Consider the following 21,062-nt stretch of genomic DNA (forward strand, 5'->3'; position numbering starts at 1 on the left):
AGGGGGCGTCATGGATGCGTATGAAGTCGTCTTCACCCGGATTTCGTCGCCGAGTTCAGGGCATTCGATGACGAGGTCAAGGAAGGTCTGGGCGAGGTGTTCGACTTGCTCAGGGACAAAGGCCCAGCAATGGGGCGCCCCAATGTAGATACGCTGAACGGCTCCAGGTTCAAGAATATGAAGGAGATCCGCGTTGATGCAGCGAGTGGTTGTTGGCGGGTGGCCTTTGCTTTTGACCCGGAACGGAACGCCGTCATCATTTGTGGTGGCGACAAGAGTGGCGTGTCGAGCAACAAATTCTACAAGGCCTTGATTGCGAAGGCAGACGCCCGGTTCAGTTGGTGGCTCGACGTCTGATCCTTCGACGGCACGGAGCAAAAGGAGAGATGAGCATGAGAAAGGGAGCAGTATCCTGGAATGATATCCGTGCGGAGCTTCCGCAGGATATGCAGGATCGCCTCGACGACAAAAGAACGCGGCGTCTGGCGGGCGAGGCCATGGCGGCGCTTCGGAAAGAAGCTGGGGTGACCCAGTCCGAGCTGGCGGCCGGCGCCGAAATTCCACAAAGCAATGTGTCTCGCACCGAGAAAAGTGACGACATGCTGCTGTCCACAATCGCCCGGTATATGCGGGCTATCGGCGGAAGCGCCGAGCTGGTGCTGCGGACAGCTCAAGGCAAAGAAGTGCATATTGGCATAGACGCGTTCAATGCCGACAATGCGAGGAAGCGCGCATGACAGCGTGCTTCCTCGTCCTTGACTAACTCCCATCGCCCCTTAACCGCTCGGCCACGTCGCGCACGGCCTGCATCAGGCTGGTGGCGGCGAGTGTGGCGGCGGTGTCGGTGCGGGTGGTGAAGCCAACCGGGCCAAGCGTCTCGCTGGTATCGACCGGCAGCAAGGTCAATTGCCCCTCGGCCACGTCGTCGGCCACAACGCCTTCGGAAATGATCCAGATGGCGTCGGTCTGGCGCACATAGGAGCGGCCAAAGGCGTTCGAGACCGTCTCGATCTCGTCGCGCAGCCGGGTGACGCCATGGGCCAGAAGGATGCGTTCCACCACGGGGCGGATCACCGAATCCGGGGTCGGCATCAGCGTCTGATAGCCCTCGATGAGGCGCAGGCTGAACTCGGGCTCGTCGAGCACCGGATGGCCGGGGCGCACGGCCAGCACCACGCGTTCCGAATAGAGATGCTCGAAGCTGAGGCCGACCATGGCATTGGGCTCGGCCATGCGGCCGATGACGATGTCGACATCGCCCGTGCGCAACAGCGAGAGCAGGAAGCCATTGGGGCCGGTGATGATGCGGGTGGTGACGCCGGAATTGTCCTGGGTGAAGCTGCGCACCGCATCGGGCAGGATGCGCGCCGAGACGGTGGGCAGCGCCCCCACCCGCACCATGGCCGCATCATGCGTGCCGCGCGCCGCATCGATCCCTTGGCGGAGGGCGGCAAGACTGGTCGAGGCATAGCGGAAGAACACCTCGCCGAAAGCCGTCAGCGCCAGACGGCGGCGGCTGCGGTCGAACAATTGCCCGCCCAAAAGGGCTTCGAGTTCCTGGACCGTCTTGGTGGCGGCCGGCTGGCTGATATTGAGCGCGTCGGCAGCGCCCGCCATGGATCGCAGGCGCGCCACCTCAAGGAAGCACGCAATGTGGCGGAGCCGGATTCTGGGGTCGATGATGCGCTTTGACATGGCGTTTGCGGTTATCGCTTTCGGGCAATTCGAGCAGAAATCAGCGGTTCATGCCGCAGGCTTATAACCCATGGATTATGGAATGTCCGAGACATATCATTTTACAGCCCCCGCGCCAGCCCCTTAAATCGGCCGGAGAGGACACCATGAATTTTGCCCGCATCAACGGCACATTGCTGCACTACCGGCTGCACGGACCCAAGGGCGCTCCGGCACTGGTCTTCGTCAATTCGCTGGGGACCGATGCGCGCATCTGGGATACCGTGATCGAGCAACTCGCGGGCCGCTACCGATGCCTCTCCTATGACAAGCGCGGACACGGGATCAGCGATGCGCCAGCGGGCGAGTACAGTCTGGACGATCATCTCGATGATCTCGAGGGCCTGCTCGACGCGGCCGAACTGGACCGGGCCGTGCTGGTTGGCGTTTCGGTTGGCGGCATCATCGCCCAGGGGTTTGCCCTGCGCGCGCCGGAACGGGTGGCGGGCCTGGTGCTGTGCTGCACGGCGCCGCGCATGGGCGATGCCGCCATGTGGGAAGCCCGCATCGACACAGCGCGGACCCGGGGACTGGCGCCCCTGGCCGATGCCATCATGGAGCGCTGGTTCAGCCCCGGTTTTCGCGCCGACCGTCCGGTCGAACTGGCCGGCTGGCGCAACCTCTTCCTGCGCACCGATCCGCACGGCTATGCCAACACTTGCGCCACCCTGCGCGACACCGACCTGACCGATGCAATCGCGGCCATTGCGGCGCCCACCCTGGTGGTGGCGGGCGATGCGGATTTGGCCGCGCCGGTCGATTTGGTGCGCAATTGCCTGGCCATTCCCGGTGCCCGGCTCGACATATTGGCCGCAACCGGCCACATCCCGTCTATCGAGCAGCCGGACCTGCTGGCCGGCCGGATCGGCGATTTTCTCAAGGAGGTCGGCCATGGCTGACACGTCACTGTTCGATCGCGGCATGGCAACGCGCCGCTCGGTGCTGGGGGACAGCCATGTGGACGGCGCCACCCGGCGCACGACCGATTTCGATGCCGACTTCCAGTCCTTCATCACCGAGGGCGCCTGGGGTTCGGTGTGGTCGCGTCCGGGCCTCACCCGGCGTGAACGCTCGATGATCACCCTGGCCCTTCTGGCCGGGCTCGGCCACGAAGAGGAATTCGCCATGCATGTGCGCGCCACGGTCAATACCGGCGCCACCGAAGCGGATATCAAGGAGCTGTTGTTGCACGTGGCGGTCTATGCCGGCGTGCCGGCCGCCAACAGCGCCTTCAGGATCGCAAAGCACGAATTGGCCAAACGTCAGGAGGCAGCCCAATGAGCGGCATCATTCTACCAGGGGCCGACGGCATGCTGTTCCAGCGCGACCGTGACTGGCATCCGCCCGCCGACACGCCGGGCTACAAGTCGACCACCTTCCGCGCGCCCAGGCACAGCCTCCTCTCGCTCGGGCCCACCAAGTCGGAAATGACCGGGCCCACCTTCGGCCACGAAAAGCTCGGGCCCCTCGACAATGACCTCATCCGCAATTTCAGCCAGGATGGCACCGACGCCATCGGCCAGCGCATGGTGGTCTATGGCCAGGTGCTGGACGAAAATGCGCGCCCCGTACCCAATACGCTGGTCGAATACTGGCAGGCCAATGCCGGCGGCCGCTACCGCCACAAGAAGGAAGGCTATCTCGCCGCGCTGGACCCCAATTTCGGCGGCTTTGGCCGCTCGATCACCGACGCGAACGGCTTTTATCACTTCCGCACCATCAAGCCCGGCGCCTATCCCTGGCCCAATACCGGCAATGACTGGCGCCCGGCCCATATCCATTTCTCGGTCTTCGGCCATGCCTTCGCGCAGCGCCTGATCACCCAGATGTATTTCGAGGGCGACCCGATGATCTGGCAGTGCCCGATCGTCTCGACCATTCCGGACAAGGCGGCCATCGACCAGCTCATCGCCCGGCTCGACCGGCTCAACACCACGCCCATGGACGCGCTGTGCTATCGCTTCGATATCGTGCTGCGCGGGCGTCGCTCGACCATGTTCGAAAACAAGCTGGAGGGGAACTGATGTTGCATCCTGTCCCGACGCTCAAGGAAACCCCGTCCCAGACCGCCGGCCCCTATGTCCATATTGGCATGACGCCCAATTTCTGCGGCATCACCGGGGCGATCGACGCCGATTTGGGCAAGACCATGATCCATGGCGATGTCGAGGGTGAGCGCATCAATGTCGCCGTCCGCGTGTTCGATGGCGCCGGTGTCCCGCTGTTCGATGGTGTCGTGGAAATCTGGCAGGCCGATGCCAAGGGCAATTTCGTCGGCCCCACCACGCCCGGCTCCAATGCCGCGCCGGCCTTTACCGGCTGGGGCCGTCAGCCGCTGAGCGAAGCGGGTGCTGCCACCTTCGAGACCATCAAGCCCGGCCGCGTGCCCGGACCCGATGGCAAGCTCATGGCGCCCCATATCGCGCTCTGGATCGTCGCCCGCGGCATCAATATAGGGCTGCAGACCCGGCTCTATTTCGCCGATGAGGCCGAGGCCAATGCGACCGATTTCGTGCTCAACAAGATCATGGACAAGCGTCGCCGCGACACCCTGATCGCCCAGCGCGAGGGATCGACCTATACGCTCGACGTCCATCTGCAGGGCGAGAAGGAAACCGTGTTCTTCGATATGTGAGGGATACCGTCTTCCCTTCTCCCCCTGTGGGAGAAGGTGGATTGCGCGTAGCGCAAGACGGATGAGGGGAACGAACTCAACCAATCTGGAGGGCACGCGCGTTTCTCCACCCCTCATCCGCCCTTCGGGCACCTTCTCCCACAAGGGCAGAAGGGGGAGCCAAGAGTTCGGGATTGGCGTGCGGTGGGGATGGCGACGCACGCCGCAGCTCGCTAGGAATAGTGCATGACCCTCCTCTCCGCCATTGCTGGTGATCCCGAAAGCGAAGCGCTGCTGTCCGACCAGGCGCAGCTCGATGCCATGCTGGCCTTTGAGCGCGCCTTGGCCGAGGCCAGCGCTGAAGCTGGCTGGATCAGCGTTGCCGCCGCCGGCGCTATCGGCGCGGCCATCGATGGCTTCGCGCCGGACTGGGCCGGGCTCGAGGCCGGCATGGCGCAGGACGGCGTGGTCGTGCCGGCGCTGGTGAAACAGCTGAGAAGCCGGGTCGCCGAGCCGCATCGCCAGGCGCTCCACAAGGGCGCCACCAGCCAGGACGTCATCGATACCGCGCTGATGCTGCAACTGGCGCGGGTCTTCGATCTCTACGAGACGCGGCTGTCGACGGCGATCGACCGCCTCGGTGCCCTCAGGGCCGAATGCGGCCCGATCGAACTCATGGCCCACACCCGCATGCAGGTGGCGCTGCCCACCACCTGGGGCGCCAAGCTCGCGAGCTGGGCCGAACCGTTGCAGCGACATCTGCGCGACCTCATCGCCATGCGGCGGAGCCTGCTGGTCATCCAGCTCGGCGGCCCGGTGGGGGATCGCGGCAGTTTCGAAGGCCATGGCGACGCCATTGCCGCAGCCATGGCGAAACGCCTCGACCTTGGCCTGGCCACGCCCTGGCAGGCCCAGCGCGATCCCATCGTGGCCCTGGGCAATCTGCTCGCGCTGATCGCCGGATCGCTGGGCAAGGTGGGGATGGATGTGACGCTCCTGGCGCAGAACGAGGTCGGCGCCGTCCGGCTCGCCGGGGGTGGCGGCTCCTCGGCCATGGCGCACAAGTCCAACCCGGTCAATGCCGAGGTGTTGGTGGCACTGGCGCGTCATTGTGCCGGGCTCTCGGGGACGCTCAACCAGGCGCTGGTGCATGAGAACGAGCGCTCCGGCGCCGCCTGGACGCTCGAATGGCTGACCCTGCCGCCCCTACTGGTGAGCGCCGGAGCCAGCCTGCGCCTGGGGATCAGATTGCTCGACCAGATCGAGATCACCGCTGCGCGCTAGGGCATGCGGCGCCTCGCCCCTGGAGCAATCCGCGATCCATTTTTGCGGGAGAAGGGCGCGCAATAGCGGTTCCCAGCACTCTGCTTCATGCGTTAAATGCCGGCCGGAAGGGCCAGCATAATGATCACCTGTTTCGATATCGGCGGCACCACCATCAAGGCCGCCACCGCCACCGGCCCCAATGCGGTTACGCCCATTGGACGGGTGCCGACGCCGCGCGACGATTTCGATGCCTTCGCCAGAGTCATCGCAGACCTGGTTGCCCGGGGCGGTGCGCCGGCGGGCAGCCCCGTCTCGATATCGGTCACCGGCGTGGTCGACCCGGAGAGCGGGGTGACCACGGTCGCCAATATTGCCTGTATCGATGGCCGCCCGCTCGCGGCGGAGCTGGGCGCCATCCTGGGCCGTCCGGTGCTGGTGGCCAACGACGCGGACTGCTTTGCCCTGGCCGAGGCCTTTGCCGGGGCCGGGCAGGGGCATCGCGTGGTCTTCGGCGCCATATTAGGCACGGGGGTGGGCGGTGGCATTGTTGCCGATGGTCGCCTGTTCCGGGGCGGTGGCGGCCTTTCGGGGGAATGGGGGCACGGCACCATCGTTGCCACCGCGCTCAGCGTGCCGCCCTTCGCCGTGCCGCATTTCGCCTGCGGCTGTGGCCTGTCGGGCTGTGTGGACACGGTGGGCGGCGCGCGCGGCATCGAGCGGCTGCACCGGCACTTGCATGGGGTCGACCTGCCCAGCACGGAGATCGTCGCTGCCTGGGAGCGGGGCGAGACCGGCGCAAGCCAGACCGTGGACGCCTATGTCGAGCTGGTGGCGCTGCCCCTGGCGCTGGCCGTGAACATCATCGGTCCAGATATCGTCCCTGTGGGGGGCGGCATGGGCAATGCCCACGCCCTGATCGCCCGGCTCGACGAGGCGGTGCGCGGGCGCATCCTGCGCCGGATCGCGCGTCCGCTGGTGGTCCCAGCCAGGCTGACCGTCGATGCCGGATTGATCGGCGCGGCGAGCCTGGCCTGGTCGGAGGGCGCGGCATGACCCTGCTCGAAATCTGCGTCGACGATGCCGCCGGGTTCCGGGCCGCCATTGCCGGCGGCGCCGACCGCGTCGAACTCTGTTCGGTGCTGGAACTGGGTGGCCTGACGCCCATGCCGGGGTTGATGGCGCTGGCAACCAATGCGCCCGTGCCGGTGCGCGCCATGATCCGCCCGCGGGCAGGCGACTTCGTCTTCGATCAGGGCGATGTCAAGGCCATGCTGGGCGATATCGCGGCGGCGCGCCAAGCGGGGCTTGCGGGCGTGGTTCTGGGCGCCAGCCTGCCCGACGGGCGGCTCGACGTCGAGACGCTCGAACGGCTCGTCGATGCCGCCGGCGAGATGGGCAAGACCCTCCATCGTGCCTTTGATCTGGTCCCCGATCTTGCCGAGGCGGTCGAGCAGGCGGTGGCCATTGGCTTCGACACCATCCTCACCGCCGGCCGGGCGCGCACTGCCCCCGAGGGGATTGCCGACATTGTCCGGGCCCACGAGATTGCCGATGGGCGGTTGACGGTGATGGCCGGGTCCGGGGTCAATGCCGGATCGGTGCGCGGCATTCTCGATCGCGTGCCACTGGCGGCGGTACATGGGGCCTGTGGGCGTCCCGCCCGGCCGGACAGCGAAGCAGCGGTGCGGCTGGGCTTTGTCAGCCCCGACCGGAGGGCGACCAGCCGCGACGCCGTGGCGGCGTTGAAGGCGGCGCTGGCCTGATCACTCCCAGGCCTGGAGCATGGCGTCGGATACGAATTGCAGGTGTCGCGCCATGGCGGTGCGGGCGGCTTCGGCATTGCCGCTGACCACGGCGGCGACAATCGCCTCATGATCGGCCAGGATATCGGCGCGTACCTCGCCGACCTCGAGCAGATGCTGGTGGAAACGGGTATCGACCTCGTCGCCGCGCGCTTTCCACAATCCGTCCAGCAATTCGCGCAGCACCGCATTGCCGCAGGCATCGGCCAGCGTCATGTGCAGGATGCGATCGGTATCAAAGGACCATTGCCCGGCTGCCGTTTCGGCCCGCATCTTGCGCAGGGTCTCGGCGAGCCGGGCCGTACTCTCTGGCGAGATGTTCTGGCTGGCCAGCGCCGCGGCTTCCGGTTCGAGCAGCCGGCGTACTGCGGTGACTTCCAGGGGCGAGGAGCTGAGCTCGGGCAGGGTCAGACGGCCGTCCTCCCGCCGCTTCACGAAGGCGCCGACGCCCACGCGCACTTCCACCAGTCCGGCGACTTCGAGTGCAATCAGCGCCTCGCGCACGGTCGGGCGCGATACCCCCAGATCGGTCGCCAGGTCGCGTTCCGAGGGCAGTTGCCGCCCCGGTTCGACCGCGCCCTGCAGGATCTGGTCCCTGATCTGGTCGGCGATCTGGATATAGAGTTTGCGGTTGGATACGGCTTGCAGCTTCATTGGGGCTCCCCTTGTCCTCTCTTACCCGCGCGTTGCGCTTCTGTCCACTGGTCTGACCACTTGACAGCCTGACTGACTTGCCATTAGCTGCCACCCAGCGCGCAGGTTCGACGCCAAGATCGAACCGTCGCTTTGGGAGGAGGGAAACATGGCAGGAGTGATGTCCGGCGCGGCGCCGTCCGCTTCGCCCGTGATCCCGCTGGTCGAGATGACCGGCATCGACAAGAATTTTCCAGGCGTGCGGGCCCTGTCCCAGGCGCGGTTCGAACTGCTGCCGGGCGAAGTGCATGCCTTGATGGGGGAGAACGGCGCCGGCAAGTCGACGCTGATGAAGGTGCTTTCAGGCGTCTATGCCCGCGACGCCGGCGAAGTGAAGCTCGATGGGCGGCCGGTGGAGATCACCTCGCCGCGCCAGGCCCAGGACGCCGGCATTTCCATCATCCACCAGGAACTGGCGCTGATGCGCGACCTGACGGCGGCGCAGAATATCTTCATCGGGCGCGAGCCGCGCCGGTTCGGCCTGCTCGACGAGGCCCAGCTCAATCGCGACGCGGCTGCCATTTTCGCCTCGATGAATTTGCGGCTCGAGCCCACCGTGCCGGTCGAGAGCCTGACCATTGCCAAGCAGCAGATGGTGGAGATTGCCAAGGCGCTCTCCTACCGCTCGCGCGTGCTGATCATGGATGAGCCGACCGCCGCGCTCAACGATGCCGAGATCGCCGAGCTCTTTGCCATCATCAACCGGCTCAAGGCCGAAGGCGTCGGCGTGGTCTATATCAGCCACAAGATGGACGAGATCAAACGCATCTCCGACCGGGTGACGGTGATGCGCGACGGGGAATATGTCGGCACCGTGCCCGCCGCCGAAACGCCCATCGAAACCATTATCTCGATGATGGTGGGGCGTACCCTTTCCAATCAGGCGCTGACCATTCCCAACACCGCCAATGCCCCGGTGGCGCTTGAGGTCAAGCACCTCAATCGCGGCCGCGAAATCCGCGATGTCAGCTTTGCGGTGCGCCAGGGGGAAATTCTCGGCTTTGCCGGGCTGATGGGCGCCGGGCGCACTGAAGTTGCCCGCGCCATTTTCGGGGCCGACCGGCGCGAAAGCGGCGAAATCTGGGTCCATGGCCAGCGCGTCGGCATCTCCACGCCGCGCGATGCGGTCGCCAAGGGCATCGGCTACCTCTCCGAAGACCGCAAGCTCTTCGGCCTCGCGACCGGCCTCGACGTGCGCAACAACATCGCCCTGGCCAGCCTCGACCGGTTCACCGGGCCCATCGGCGTGCTCGACGAAGCGGGCATGGAAAAGGCCGCGAAGGAGCATATCCGCCAGCTCGCCATCAAGACGCCCAGCGACACCCAGGAGGCGCGACTTCTGTCTGGCGGCAACCAGCAGAAGGTGGTCATCGCCAAATGGCTGCTGCGCGATTGCGACATCCTGATCTTCGACGAGCCGACCCGCGGCATCGATGTCGGCGCCAAGTCCGAGATTTACAAGCTGCTCAACAATCTCGCCGCCCAGGGCAAGGCGATTATCGTCATCTCGTCCGAACTGCCCGAAATCCTGCGCCTCTCCCATCGCATTGCGGTGATGTGCGAGGGGCGCCTGACCGGCATCCTGCCCGGCGGATCTAGCCAGGAGGAGATCATGCACCTGGCCACCATGCGCGAAGCCGCCATGGCGCCGGATGTGGAGGTGCGCCATGCGGGATAGGCGTTGCCGGTTCGCCAGCGCGGCGTCACCCCACCTTCATTCCCTCCCCATCAAGGGGAGGGAGGCGCAGGTTCCGGCGCCAATGTTCATCGTCTCCCTCCCCCTTGTGGGGAGGGACCAAGGGTGGGGGGTCACTGCTCCCACGACCGGAGAAAACCCATGACCGACACCGCAGCCCCCGCCGGGAAATCCGGCATTCGCATTACCGGTGCCTTCCATCGCCTGCTGGCTTTTTCGGGCCTCCTGGCGCTGGTCGTGGTGTTCTCGCTGGCCTCGCCAAATTTCATGCAGACCCAGAACATCCTGGCTATCCTGCAGGCCACCTCCGTCAATGGCGTGCTCGCCATTGCCGCCACGCTCGTCATCATCACCGGTGGCATCGACCTCAGCGTCGGCACGCTGATGACCTTCTGCGCGGTGATCGCCGGGGTGGTGCTGACCTATTGGGGCCTGCCGCTGCCACTGGGCATTCTCGGGGCCATCCTGGCCGGCACCACGAGCGGGCTGATCTCGGGCACGGTCATCGCCAAGCTCAAGGTGCCGCCCTTCATCGCCACCCTGGGCATGATGCTGATCCTCAAGGGCCTTTCGCTGGTCATCTCCGGCACGCGGCCGATCTATTTCAACGACACGCCCGGCTTCAGCCAGATTTCCCTGGGCTCGGTGATCGGCACCATGGTGCCGGGCCTGCCCATCCCCAATGGCGTACTGATCCTGTTCGCCGTGGCGCTGCTCGCCGCCTTCATTCTCGGCAAGACCGCGCTCGGGCGCTACACCTTCGCCCTGGGCTCCAATGAGGAGGCGGTGCGGCTTTCGGGTGTCAATGTCGATCGCTGGAAAATCGCGGTCTACGCCACCGCCGGCTCGATCTGTGGCATTGCCGGCCTGCTCATCGCCAGCCGCCTCAACTCCGCACAGCCCGCCCTGGGTCAGGGCTATGAACTGGAGGCCATCGCGGCCGTGGTCATTGGCGGCACCTCGCTCTCGGGCGGTCGTGGCACCGTGCTCGGCACGCTGATCGGGGCGCTCATCATCTCCGTGCTGGCCAATGGCCTGCGCATTCTTTCGGTGGCCCAGGAATGGCAGACGGTGGTGACCGGCACCATCATCATCCTGGCCGTCTATGCCGACATACTGCGGCGCCGCAAACTTTAGGCGCCGGCCATCCACAGCGCATCCGCGCCAACAAGAGGCAAGTGCAATGCCCCACATCGACACGCAGCATTTGGGAGGACTGAAAATGCTCAACCGCCGTACCCTGCTCGGTGCCCTCGGCGCCGCGGCCATGCTGGCCGCCAGCGGCCCCGCAATGGCCCAGGACAATTATGACATCGCCCTGATCTCGAAGGGCTTCCAGCACCAGTTCTGGCAGGCCGTGAAGGCCGGTGCCGACCAGGCCGCCGCCGATCTGGGCGTGACCGTGACCTTCGAAGGTCCGGAAACCGAAAGCCAGGTCGACCGGCAGATGGACATGCTGGCCGCCGCCCTGTCGCGCCAGCCCGATGCTATCGGCTTTGCCGCGCTCGACAGTCAGGCCGCCACCCCGCTGCTGCAGCAGGCCCAGGATGCCGGTATCCCGGTGATCGCCTTCGATAGCGGCGTCGACAGCGACATCCCGCTGACCACTGCCACCACCGACAACGTGGCGGCCGCCGCGCTGGCCGCCGACAAGATGGCCGAACTGATTGGCGGCGAGGGCAAGGTGGCGATCGTCGCCCATGACCAGACCAGCCGCACCGGCATCGATCGCGTCGAGGGCTTCTCCAACCGCGTCAAGGAAGCCTATCCCAATATCGAGATCGTCTCGGTGCAGTATGGTGGTGGTGACCAGTTGCAGTCGACCGAAATCACCAAGTCGATCCTGCTGGCCAATCCCGACCTCAAGGGCATTTTCGGCGCCAATGAAGGTTCGGTTCTCGGCGTAGCCAATGGCAAGCAGGAGCTGGGCAGCGATATCGTCGTCATCGGCTACGATTCCGGGGCCGCCCAGAAGGCCTTCATCCAAAGCGGCGTCATCGCCGGCGCCATCACCCAGAACCCGGTCGGCATCGGCTATGAGACCGTCAAGGCCGCCGTCAGCGCGCTCAAGGGTGAAGAACTGCCCAAGATCATCGACACCGGCTTCTATTACTACGACAACACCAATATGGACGATCCCAAGATCGCCGCCGTTCTCTACGATTGATTTCCTCCGGGCCGGGCGGTTCTCCCAACGGCCGCCCGGCCCACCCCCGTTCAGGACTGACCATGACCGACCTCACCGGAAAGATCGTTCTCATCACCGCCGCCGCGCAGGGTATCGGCCGGGCCTCGGTCGAGGCCTTCGCCCGGGCCGGGGCCAGGGTGATTGCCACCGATATCAATGCGCCGCTGCTGGCCGAACTGGATGGAACGTCCAATGTGACCACCCGCGTGCTCGACGTCTTGTCCGACGTGGCGGTCAAGGCGGCCGTAGCCGAGATCGGCCATATCGACGTGCTGTTCAACTGCGCCGGCGTGGTGCATTCGGGCACGCTGCTCGAGATGAGCGACACCGACCTCGACTTTGCGCTCGATCTCAACGTCAAGGCGCAGATCAGGACCATCAGGGCGGTGCTGCCGCAGATGCTCGAGCGCAAGGACGGTGCCATCATCAACATGGCGACGGTGGCCTCCTCGATCAAAGGCGTACCCAATCGTGCCGCCTACACCATCTCCAAGGCCGCCGTGGTGGGCCTCACCAAATCCATCGCCGCCGACTACACCACGTCCAATATCCGCGTGAACGCCATCTGCCCCGGCACGGTGGATAGTCCCAGCCTGCACCAGCGCTGGGCCGCAACGGGTGACGTCGAAGCGGCGCGCAAGGCCTTCATCGCCCGCCAGCCCATCGGCCGCATTGCCCGGCCCGACGAGGTGGCGGACCTCGCAGTTTACCTCGCCGGCGCCACCTATACGACCGGGCAGGTGCATATCATCGATGGCGGCTGGACGGCTTAGGTGGCGTCGCCTTTCGGCTGAGGCTGGCCTGCAAACGCCAGTTCTCTCCGCTTCCGGTGCTCACGTACATAAACGTACGCTGCGCTCCGGTTCTCGAGAACCGACATTCTCGGCTCAGCCTGAGCCGAAAATCGACACGACCTCCGGCCCCGGAGCATGGACAAATGGCCAAGATCACCTCGCTCACCACCCACGACCTGCGGTTCCCGACGTCCCAGTCGCTTGACGGCTCGGACGCGATGAATCCCGATCCCGACTACTCGGCCGCCTATGTCATCCTCGGCACCGATGGCGACCTGGAAGGTCATGGCCTCACCTTTACCATTGGCCGCGGCAATGAGGTGGTGGTTGCGGCCATCAAGGCGCTGACCGATCGCGTTACCGGCCTCGACCTCGACTGGATCGAAGCCGATCCGGGCCGCTTCTGGCGGCATGTGACCGGCGACAGCCAGCTGCGCTGGATCGGACCGGACAAGGGCGCCATGCACCTCGCCACCGGCGCCGTGGTCAATGCGGTCTGGGATCTCCTTGCCAAGCGGGCCAACAAGCCGGTCTGGCTCTATGTCGCTGAAATGAGCCCCGAACAGCTCGTTTCCATCATCGACTTCCGCTATCTGACCGACGCGATCACGCCCGAGGAAGCGCTGGCCATTTTCAAGGCCGCCGAACCGGGCAAGGCCGAGCGCATCGCCCGGCTCCGGGCGGAAGGCTATCCCTGCTACACCACCTCGGCCGGCTGGCTGGGCTATTCCAACGAAAAACTCACCCGCCTCGCCACCGAGGCGGTCGAGAGCGGGTTCACCCATATCAAGATGAAGGTCGGCCGCGATCTCAACGACGATATCCGCCGCCTCGAAATCGTCCGCGCCATCATGGGCCCGGACCGCTACCTGATGATCGATGCCAACCAGGTCTGGGAAGTCGATCAGGCGATCGACTGGGTCAATGCGCTCAAGCGCTTCAACCCGTTCTTCATCGAGGAACCCACCAGTCCCGACGACGTGGAGGGGCACCGCAAGATTCGCGAGGCCGTGGCCCCGGTCAAGGTGGCCACCGGCGAGATGTGCCAGAACCGCATCCTCTTCAAGCAGTTCATTACCCGCGACGCCATCGACGTGGTGCAGATCGATGCCTGCCGCATCGGTGGCCTCAACGAAGTCCTTTCGGTACTGCTGATGGCGGCCAAATATGGCAAGCCTGTCTGGCCCCATGCCGGGGGGGTAGGCCTCTGCGAATATGTGCAGCACCTGTCCATGATCGACTATCTGGCCGTGTCGGGCACCAGGGAGGGACGCGTGATCGAATATGTCGATCACCTGCACGAGCATTTCCTCGATCCCTGCGTGATTGAGGGCGCGGCCTATATGCCGCCCGAGAGCCCGGGCTTTTCCATTGAGATGAAGCCGGCCTCCATCGCGGAGAATGAATTCAGGGGTTAGCCGCGCCCCTCATCCACCCTAAGGATGGCCGAGGGGTGATTGACTGGCGTCCCCTAGATCCCGCCGGTCACCCGCCCCCACTCGCCCACAATGCCCTCGATCAGGCCGGCGCCGTTGAGTGGAGCAAGGGCCCGCGCGCCGGTGATGATCACCTGGCCGGACTGGAGCGGCAGGCCGCGCTCGGCGGCATGGCCCGACAGCCAGGCGATGGCCCCCAGGATGTCGGCCCAGCTGGCGCCTTTTTCCGCCGCATGAACGGGCTTGCCGTCCAGTTCGAGGGCAACGGGCAGCGTGTCGAGGCCGGCGGTAATCGTCCGATCCAGTGCCTTGCCGACCAGCACCGCCCCATTGCTCTGCAAATCCCCCAACTGCAGATTGCGCGGCGTCGCGTCGCGATCGACGAAGGGATTGCCGACCAGTTCGATGGCCGTATGCAGGCCCGCAATGGCGGCCTCGACCATGTCCGGTGTAGCACCGGCCGGTAGGTCGCGGCCCAGCCGCACGGCTATCTCGATTTCCGCAATGATGAAGCGATGCCGCTGGCCATTGAGCAGGTCGGCGCCGGCAAAGAAGCGATTGGCCGGAATGGGCGCGCAGAGCGGCGGATCACCCAGGCCCGCCGCGACCTTCCAGCCGCCGACTTCGCCGATCTGGGCGATGATTTCATCCTGCAGGGCATAGACGCCGTCGAGATCGGCCGGCGCCAGCGTTTCGGCGCTGCCGTCCACGAGCGGCCCACCATCATGGGCCGCAATCAGGCGTGCGGCGAGTTCGGCAAGTGGAGTGGTCATGAAATGTCCCGGAAAATCAGGCCAAGCCTGTTTCGATCAAAGCAATATTGGCATCTGCACAGATTTGGCGGATGGAATCCGCTCGGCAGATGTCCGTAATGAAACTGTGGGCCTGGCCGAGATGACCGATCCGCACCGGCGCCGTGCGGGTAAACTTGGTCGCGTCTGCCACCACGATGACGTGGCGCGCATTGGCGATGATCGCCTGCGCCACTTTCACTTCGCGATAATCGAAATCCAGGAGCGCCCCATCCGGGTCGATGGCCGAAACGCCGATCACGGCAAAATCCACCTTGAACTGGCGGATGAAATCCACCGCCGCCTCGCCCACAATGCCGCCATCGCTGGGGCGCACCACCCCGCCGGCGATGACGACCTCGATCGAGGGCACGACGCGCAGATGATTGGCGACATTGATGTTGTTGGTGATGACCATCAGCCCGCGATGCTCGATGAGCGCCTGGCTGACGGCCTCGGTGGTGGTGCCGATATTGATGAAAAGCGATGCGTGATCGGGGATCAGCGCCGCGGCCGCCCGGCCGATGGCGCGCTTTTCCGCAGGGGCGATCTGGCGGCGCGCTTCATATTCGACATTTTCCACGCCTGAAGGGTGCATCGCCCCGCCATGGGTGCGTTTCAGCGCGCCGCGGTCGCAGAGAACATTGAGATCCTTGCGGATGGTCTGCGGCGTGACGTCGAAAGCGGCGACCAGCTCCTCGACGCTGACCTCGCCCTGCTGGCGCGCCAGTTCGACGATCTTCGCCTGTCGCATGGTTGGGGTCATTTCGGCGCGCTCCCTTTCGTTTGGTGATTAAACGAAAGCGAGTGAAGGGGGAAGGCTTCTGCTCGGCCCCTCGATCGTGTCAGATTGCAGTATCTGGATTTCGACCCATGAGCTTGCTGCCGATTACCCTGAATTTTTCGGCTGATCCGCCCACAAGGATGGGCATCTCCCAATCAAAGAAGCGCTTGTCCTCAACGGCATGCAAAATCAGGGATCCTGCTGCACCGCACTCGTCCGTCGTCAAATGCAAATACGGCAACTGGTGTTTTATGGAATCGTGCAACTGAGCAGCAATTTTGGACGTCTGAGTGGCGAGAATAATATCGCCACTCTGCTCCAGCTTCTCCAAGGCCGCTGCAATCGCGACCAGCAGGCTATCCGTGTGCTTCATTCAGACACCTCCCATGCCTGAACGCTCTTAGGCTATTCGGCCCTTGCCGACCACTTCACCACCGGCACAAACTCAAAATCCCGATCAAACGGAAAGCTCGGGCGCGGCGTGTGTTTTCGCTCCGTGCGCTCCACGAACTGGTCAACCACGCCCGGTGACAGCGCCATGATGCCCGGATTGGCAATGGGTCCCAGTTCGGGCGAGAGGTAACCCGATTTCACGGCGATGATTTTTGCCCCATGCGGATCGAGCCCGAGCTTGGTGAAGTCCGCAATATTGTGGAACGGCCGGCGACGGGCAGTGAGCACCAGCTCGATGCCCCCGATCCGCACCACGGCTTCGCGCAGGCGCTCTTGATCAGTCTCAAGAAGAAACCGCACCTCGGCCTCGGCATCGACTGGCGTGCTTGAGGGATCAAGGCTCGCCCCGATATGCAGTTGCACTCGGGCACCGACGCCCGCCGCATAGGCGGTATCGGTGGCGGCCTTGTCGGCAATGCCGGCAAAGATCACGCCCTGCGCATCTTTCGCCATCAGCGCCGCCAGTACCTCGGCGCGATCACCGACACCGCCGCCGGTGGGGTTGTCTCCCGATTCGGCCAGCACCACCGGATGGGTCTTGCTGGCGACGGCGCGATCCACGCATTCCTCGATCGAGCCGGTCTCCATGCCGAAGACGAAGCCCTCGCGGATGTCCCAATAGTTCTGCGCCAGATGGGTGGCGGCCTTGGCGATGGCCGCGCGGTCCGTTCCTGTCACCACGGCGCAGGCGGTGGCGCGCGGCTCGTCGGCCCAGACATAGCCGACCTGGAAGCTCGCATCCCAGATGCCGGTCGGCTCCTCGATCTCATGGAGCTGGGTGTAGAACGTGCGCGCCGGTTCATCCTGCGTGGAGGTGCGCTCGCCCGGCAGCAGCACCGGCACCGGCGCCCAGGCGAGTACCGGCTTCACGCCGGTCCTCAGCGCCCGCACCAGCATGGTGACGGCGCGGCGCATGGTGTCCTGCACATCGATATGGGGCGCGGTGCGATAGGTGGAGAACATGTCCAGCCCATCCACGATGCGCTGGGAAATATTGCCATGAAGGTCATAGCTGGCCGAGATCAGCACATCGGGCCCGACCACCTCGCGGACCGCCGAAATGAAATCGCCCTCGGCATCGAACAGGCCCTCGACGAACATGGCGCCATGCATGGCCAGATACACCCCATCGAGCGGCAGGGCGGCCCTCAGCCCATCGAGAATTTCACTCTTCCAGCGCTCATAGAGTGCCCGCTCCACCGGCCCGCCGGCAATGGCGCGGGCATGGAGAAGGGTGACGAACTCGGCCGGAAAATGCGTCAGGAAGTCGAAATACTGGTCCTTGAGCATGGCGGGGCCGCGCAACGCCCGGAAATCGGCTTCGCGGGCGATGACAGGATTATAGGTGCTGCATTCGGTATGCAGCCCGGCAACGGCGATCTTCACTAGAGCACTCCGGGAATTTCGGCTTCGGGGTTATGGGCAGTTTTCACCGGCCGCGGCTTGAGGCGACCAGTGAGGAACAGGCTGACGACCAGCATGGGGATGACGCAGGCGATCCCGAGGCGGATATCGCTGTGCTCGGCGACGAAGCCGATCAGCGGTGGGCCGATGAGAAAGCCGGTCAGTGCCACGAAGGAGAGCACGGCCACATTGGCCGAGGCGGCGCGGTCGCCGATACCGGCTGCGGCCGTCACGGCCAGCGGGAAGCCCACCGAGACGCCCACCCCGATCGTGCCGAAGCCGATCAGCGCCAGTTCGACGCTTGGCGCCAGGAACAGCAATGCCGCGCCCAATACCGCCAGCGCGCCGCAGAGCCGGGCGGTGTTGACGCTGCCCAGCCGCCGCTTGAGGAAATCGCCGCCAAAGCGTCCGGCGGCCACCATGAAGGCAAAGACCGAATAGCCGAGGCCCACCAGCCCCCCTTCGGCGCTCAAGGCATCGCGCAGGAATATGGCCGACCAGTCGGCCATGGCGCCCTCGGTCATGGTGATGCCGAAAACGAAGAGGCAGACCCCGATCAATGCCGGGCTCGGCAGCGACCAGGCGGAGCGCTGGGTTTCCCCCTGTGGCGCGGCGTCATGGAGACGGGGCAGGGCGATGCCGGCTGCCAGGGCCACAGGCAGGACGATGGCCGCCAGCAGTGGCACGGCGATGGCGGGGGCGATGCCGGCAGCGGCAAAGCCCGAGCCGACAAGGCTCCCCACCATGATGCCGAGCGACCAGCACCCGTGCGAGGTGTTCATGATCAGCTTGCCGGTGGATTTTTCCACCAGGTCCGCCTGCACATTGAGGCCCAGTTCGACAAACGAGATCGACGAGCCCGCCAGCATCAGGGCAACAAAGAGCAGGATGGGATCGGGCGCGAGCACCGGCAGGCTGGCAGCGAGCGAATAGAGGACGAAACCGGTGATGATGGCGCTGCGGGCGCCGATCCGGCCCACCAGCGGGCCGGCAAAGGGCAGCGTCAGCAAGGTTCCCACCGGCATGCCGAGCAATGCCAGCGCCAACGCTGCAGGCCCCAGGCCCATGGCGGACTGCACTTCGGGAATGCGCGGCAGCCAGGACCCGAAGGCCACGGGCTGGAGAAAGAAAACCAGCATGACCAGGCGCTGGGGAGAGAGGAAGGACATGAAGCTGCATCTCGCTGGGGAAAGAGACCCCTCACCCGTCTCGGCCTTTGGCCGATCCACCCTCTCCCATAAGGGGAGAGGGGGGTGCCGGTGGTCTTTTGAACTCTGTGTCTCCCTTCTCCCCTTGTGGGAGAAGGTGCCCGAAGGGCGGATGAGGGGGCCGAGCGTAGCTCTCATGGCCTCGTCATCTCAAATCGCTCCACTGGAGCGATTTGCCCTACCGGGACGATGCCGAGCCCATCGGAAACGGCAGGTAGCCGACGAACCCGGTCAGCTTCCACTGCCCCGCAACCTTGCGGCAGAAATAGAGCGTCTGCCAGTTGAGCCGGTCCACGCCACCATCGGCCTTCTTGATCTCACCGTTGAATTTCTTGTGCGCCACGGCCCGTTCGCCGCTGATCTCGATTTCGGTGAGGCTGGTGGCACGGTGAATGCCCGCCTCGACATCCTCGGCATATTCGGTCTTCTGCCCCTCATGCGCCTGGCGCAGCCATTCGTCGCGATATTCGGCGAGGGTCGGGAAACTGATGGTCCAGCCATCGGGATTATCCTTCCCGTTGCCGTTGATCCCCATGAAATCACCCGCCACGAAATCGTCTGCCACCATCGACCAGTCGGCATTGACATAGGCCTTGATGTCCCGCGGCACGAGCATGGTCCAGATGGCCGAACGGTCGGCATCGTCGGGAAAGGGGTTGGTCGAAAGGCTCATCTCTGGTCTCTTGTTGAATAAGTGACGTGTTGAGGCACGTTCACCATTCTGTTTCAAATTTTCACACTTGCCATCACCATGCCGTCTCCTGAAAGAGGCCACATGGATACCAATTGCGACATGCTGCGCCCAATCCGGTGTTTTGTCCACACCCCTTGCGCTCCAATGTCGCCCTCAAACGCTTAGAAATACAGCAAAGTGCCGCGCGTTTGGGCAGATTCATGGGGTGGCTTAAATTGGTATTGTATTGGCGTCGAATGTGTGTTGACATTGCGTTGAGAAGGCGCCTAGTCTTGAAAATCGTTTACACAAACGACACCGGTCCGCAAGAGACCGGCGGAATTAATAAGAACAGGGAACGGCAGGGTTATGCGGGTAGGCATTATCGGCCTTGGCTATCGTCTTGGGTATCTGGCCCGAGTGTTTTCCGTGGCGCGGGGCGATTTCGAGATCGTTGGCTATGTGGACCCGGCGCCGGCCGGCCTGGCCTATGCGACCGAGCATGGTGTCTCGGTCGGTAAGTCCTATGACAGCCTCGAGCAGATGATCGACGAGGGCAATCTCGACCTGCTCATGGTCGGCTCGCCCAACCACCTCCATCTCGAGCACATTCGCATCGGCCTCGAGCGCGGCATGAAGATCTTTGCCGAGAAGCCGGTGGTGACCTCGGTGGAAGACACCATGGCGCTGGCCGAACTGATCGGCAAATACGGCTCGGACAATGTCATGGTCGGGCTGGTGCTGCGCTATGCCCCGCTCTATGTCGATCTGCGCAAGGCGCAGGCCGAGGGCAAGCTGGGCGACATCACCTCGATCGAGGCGTCCGAGACCATCCCGCCCTATCATGGCGCCTTCTTCATGCGCGACTGGCGCCGCTACCAGCAATATTCGGGCAGCTTCATGCTCGAAAAATGCTGCCACGACCTCGATCTCTATAATGGCGTCATGGGCTGCCGGCCGCGTTTCGTTGCCAGCTTCGGCGGGCGCAAGAGCTTCACCCCGGAAAACGCCCCCCAGGGCGCCGGCGTCAACGACCTCAATGTCTATCACCGCAAGCCGTCCGGCTGGCAGGGCAGCGACAAGGTCTTCGACAGCGACGGCGACATCATCGATTTCCAGACCGCCATCGTGCAGTACGAAAACGGTGCGGCGCTGACCTTCCACACCAATATGAACGTGCCCGACGATTTCCGCCGCTTCGCGGTGATCGGCGCCAAGGGCATGGCGGAAGGCGACTTCATCCGCAACTATTTCAAGGTCACCGACGCGCGCACTTCCGACCGGCTCGAGGACAAGACCTACCAGACCTCCGAGCTCAGCCAGCACTATGGCGCCGACGAGCAGATGGCCGAGGATATCCTCAAGCACGTGCTCGACGGGGTGCCGCTGCCTGTCTCGGTAACCGATGCATTGGAGGCGGGCCTTCTGGCTCTCTCCATGGACGAGGCGATGCGCACCAAGTCCGTGATCGACATGACCCCCATCTGGCAGCGCTTCGATGCTGCCCTTGGCCGCGGGCACTGAGG

General features: G+C 64.6%; 22 protein-coding genes and 1 pseudogene. 15 read left to right on the top strand and 8 right to left on the bottom strand.

Features of this window, described 5'->3' with window-relative positions; translation table 11 throughout:
- Positions 1 to 63: 63 nt before the first annotated feature.
- Together K1X15_RS01070 and K1X15_RS01075 are read left to right on the top strand one after the other, a co-directional pair.
- Positions 64 to 357, top strand: a pseudogene (locus tag K1X15_RS01070) (type II toxin-antitoxin system RelE/ParE family toxin); the annotation flags it as partial.
- A 35-nt stretch (positions 358 to 392) separates the two neighbouring features.
- Positions 393 to 737: a helix-turn-helix domain-containing protein gene (locus K1X15_RS01075; protein ID WP_220305684.1), complete on the top strand. Its 345-nt coding sequence runs from the start codon at positions 393 to 395 to the stop codon at positions 735 to 737.
- Positions 738 to 759: 22 nt separating this feature from the next.
- Here the strand turns inward: K1X15_RS01075 and pcaQ are convergent, their stop codons facing one another.
- Positions 760 to 1,695: a pca operon transcription factor PcaQ gene (pcaQ, locus tag K1X15_RS01080; RefSeq protein WP_240549615.1), complete on the bottom strand. Its 936-nt coding sequence runs from the start codon at positions 1,693 to 1,695 to the stop codon at positions 760 to 762.
- A gap of 146 nt (positions 1,696 to 1,841) precedes the next feature.
- On the opposite strand from pcaQ, the gene pcaD reads away from it, so the two are divergent.
- The 7 genes from pcaD (at position 1,842) to K1X15_RS01115 (ending at position 7,377) form a co-directional block, all read left to right on the top strand.
- A complete protein-coding gene (gene pcaD, locus K1X15_RS01085) occupies positions 1,842 to 2,633 on the top strand; it encodes a 3-oxoadipate enol-lactonase (protein WP_220305685.1) in 792 nt (263 codons plus the stop codon).
- Entirely contained in the window at positions 2,626 to 3,015 is a 390-nt protein-coding gene (gene pcaC / locus K1X15_RS01090) for a 4-carboxymuconolactone decarboxylase (protein WP_220305686.1), read from the top strand. Before pcaD ends, pcaC begins: the two co-directional genes overlap by 8 nt.
- On the top strand, positions 3,012 to 3,758 hold the full coding sequence (gene pcaH / locus K1X15_RS01095; RefSeq protein ID WP_220305687.1) for a protocatechuate 3,4-dioxygenase subunit beta: 747 nt from the start codon (positions 3,012 to 3,014) through the stop codon (positions 3,756 to 3,758). The genes pcaC and pcaH overlap by 4 nt, the downstream gene beginning before the upstream one ends.
- A complete protein-coding gene (gene pcaG, locus K1X15_RS01100) occupies positions 3,758 to 4,369 on the top strand; it encodes a protocatechuate 3,4-dioxygenase subunit alpha (RefSeq protein ID WP_220305688.1) in 612 nt (203 codons plus the stop codon). Before pcaH ends, pcaG begins: the two co-directional genes overlap by 1 nt.
- A 225-nt stretch (positions 4,370 to 4,594) precedes the next feature.
- On the top strand, positions 4,595 to 5,632 hold the full coding sequence (locus K1X15_RS01105; RefSeq protein ID WP_220305689.1) for a 3-carboxy-cis,cis-muconate cycloisomerase: 1,038 nt from the start codon (positions 4,595 to 4,597) through the stop codon (positions 5,630 to 5,632).
- A 120-nt stretch (positions 5,633 to 5,752) separates the two neighbouring features.
- Entirely contained in the window at positions 5,753 to 6,667 is a 915-nt protein-coding gene (locus K1X15_RS01110) for an ROK family protein (RefSeq protein ID WP_220305690.1), read from the top strand.
- On the top strand, positions 6,664 to 7,377 hold the full coding sequence (locus K1X15_RS01115) for a copper homeostasis protein CutC (protein WP_220305691.1): 714 nt from the start codon (positions 6,664 to 6,666) through the stop codon (positions 7,375 to 7,377). The genes K1X15_RS01110 and K1X15_RS01115 overlap by 4 nt, the downstream gene beginning before the upstream one ends.
- On the opposite strand, the gene K1X15_RS01120 is transcribed toward K1X15_RS01115, so the two are convergent.
- Positions 7,378 to 8,070: a FadR/GntR family transcriptional regulator gene (locus K1X15_RS01120; RefSeq protein WP_220305692.1), complete on the bottom strand. Its 693-nt coding sequence runs from the start codon at positions 8,068 to 8,070 to the stop codon at positions 7,378 to 7,380.
- Between the two features lie 148 nt (positions 8,071 to 8,218).
- Between K1X15_RS01120 and K1X15_RS01125 the strand changes: the two genes are divergently transcribed.
- From K1X15_RS01125 to K1X15_RS01145, 5 genes are all read left to right on the top strand, one after another.
- Complete coding sequence (locus K1X15_RS01125; RefSeq protein WP_240549616.1) at positions 8,219 to 9,787, top strand: sugar ABC transporter ATP-binding protein; 1,569 nt, start codon at positions 8,219 to 8,221, stop codon at positions 9,785 to 9,787.
- Positions 9,788 to 9,946: 159 nt separating this feature from the next.
- Positions 9,947 to 10,942, top strand: a complete 996-nt coding sequence (locus K1X15_RS01130) for an ABC transporter permease (protein ID WP_220305693.1) — start codon at positions 9,947 to 9,949, stop codon at positions 10,940 to 10,942.
- 85 nt (positions 10,943 to 11,027) lie between these two features.
- Positions 11,028 to 11,972, top strand: a complete 945-nt coding sequence (locus K1X15_RS01135) for an ABC transporter substrate-binding protein (RefSeq protein ID WP_220305694.1) — start codon at positions 11,028 to 11,030, stop codon at positions 11,970 to 11,972.
- 62 nt (positions 11,973 to 12,034) lie between these two features.
- Positions 12,035 to 12,766, top strand: a complete 732-nt coding sequence (locus tag K1X15_RS01140; protein WP_220305695.1) for an SDR family oxidoreductase — start codon at positions 12,035 to 12,037, stop codon at positions 12,764 to 12,766.
- Positions 12,767 to 12,930: 164 nt separating this feature from the next.
- The gene (locus tag K1X15_RS01145; RefSeq protein ID WP_220305696.1) at positions 12,931 to 14,205 is read left to right on the top strand and encodes an L-fuconate dehydratase; all 1,275 of its coding nucleotides are present in this window, start codon (positions 12,931 to 12,933) and stop codon (positions 14,203 to 14,205) included.
- Between the two features lie 53 nt (positions 14,206 to 14,258).
- On the opposite strand, the gene K1X15_RS01150 is transcribed toward K1X15_RS01145, so the two are convergent.
- The 6 genes from K1X15_RS01150 to K1X15_RS01175 form a co-directional block, all read right to left on the bottom strand.
- The gene (locus tag K1X15_RS01150) at positions 14,259 to 14,996 is read right to left on the bottom strand and encodes a fumarylacetoacetate hydrolase family protein (RefSeq protein ID WP_220305697.1); all 738 of its coding nucleotides are present in this window, start codon (positions 14,994 to 14,996) and stop codon (positions 14,259 to 14,261) included.
- Between the two features lie 16 nt (positions 14,997 to 15,012).
- Positions 15,013 to 15,780, bottom strand: coding sequence for a DeoR/GlpR family DNA-binding transcription regulator (locus K1X15_RS01155; RefSeq protein ID WP_220305698.1), 768 nt, complete (start codon positions 15,778 to 15,780; stop codon positions 15,013 to 15,015).
- A 79-nt stretch (positions 15,781 to 15,859) separates the two neighbouring features.
- Positions 15,860 to 16,171 carry a hypothetical protein gene (locus K1X15_RS01160; RefSeq protein WP_220305699.1) on the bottom strand — a complete coding sequence of 104 codons (312 nt, stop codon included), beginning with the start codon at positions 16,169 to 16,171 and terminating at the stop codon, positions 15,860 to 15,862.
- A 32-nt stretch (positions 16,172 to 16,203) separates the two neighbouring features.
- Positions 16,204 to 17,637 carry a M81 family metallopeptidase gene (locus tag K1X15_RS01165; RefSeq protein ID WP_220305700.1) on the bottom strand — a complete coding sequence of 478 codons (1,434 nt, stop codon included), beginning with the start codon at positions 17,635 to 17,637 and terminating at the stop codon, positions 16,204 to 16,206.
- Positions 17,637 to 18,824, bottom strand: coding sequence for an MFS transporter (locus K1X15_RS01170; RefSeq protein WP_240549617.1), 1,188 nt, complete (start codon positions 18,822 to 18,824; stop codon positions 17,637 to 17,639). The genes K1X15_RS01165 and K1X15_RS01170 overlap by 1 nt, the downstream gene beginning before the upstream one ends.
- A 217-nt stretch (positions 18,825 to 19,041) precedes the next feature.
- Entirely contained in the window at positions 19,042 to 19,536 is a 495-nt protein-coding gene (locus K1X15_RS01175) for a hypothetical protein (protein ID WP_220305701.1), read from the bottom strand.
- A gap of 369 nt (positions 19,537 to 19,905) precedes the next feature.
- Between K1X15_RS01175 and K1X15_RS01180 the strand changes: the two genes are divergently transcribed.
- A complete protein-coding gene (locus K1X15_RS01180; RefSeq protein ID WP_220305702.1) occupies positions 19,906 to 21,060 on the top strand; it encodes a Gfo/Idh/MocA family protein in 1,155 nt (384 codons plus the stop codon).
- Positions 21,061 to 21,062 lie beyond the last annotated feature (2 nt).

This window comes from Devosia salina (genome assembly GCF_019504385.1).
Classification (GTDB): domain Bacteria; phylum Pseudomonadota; class Alphaproteobacteria; order Rhizobiales; family Devosiaceae; genus Devosia; species Devosia salina.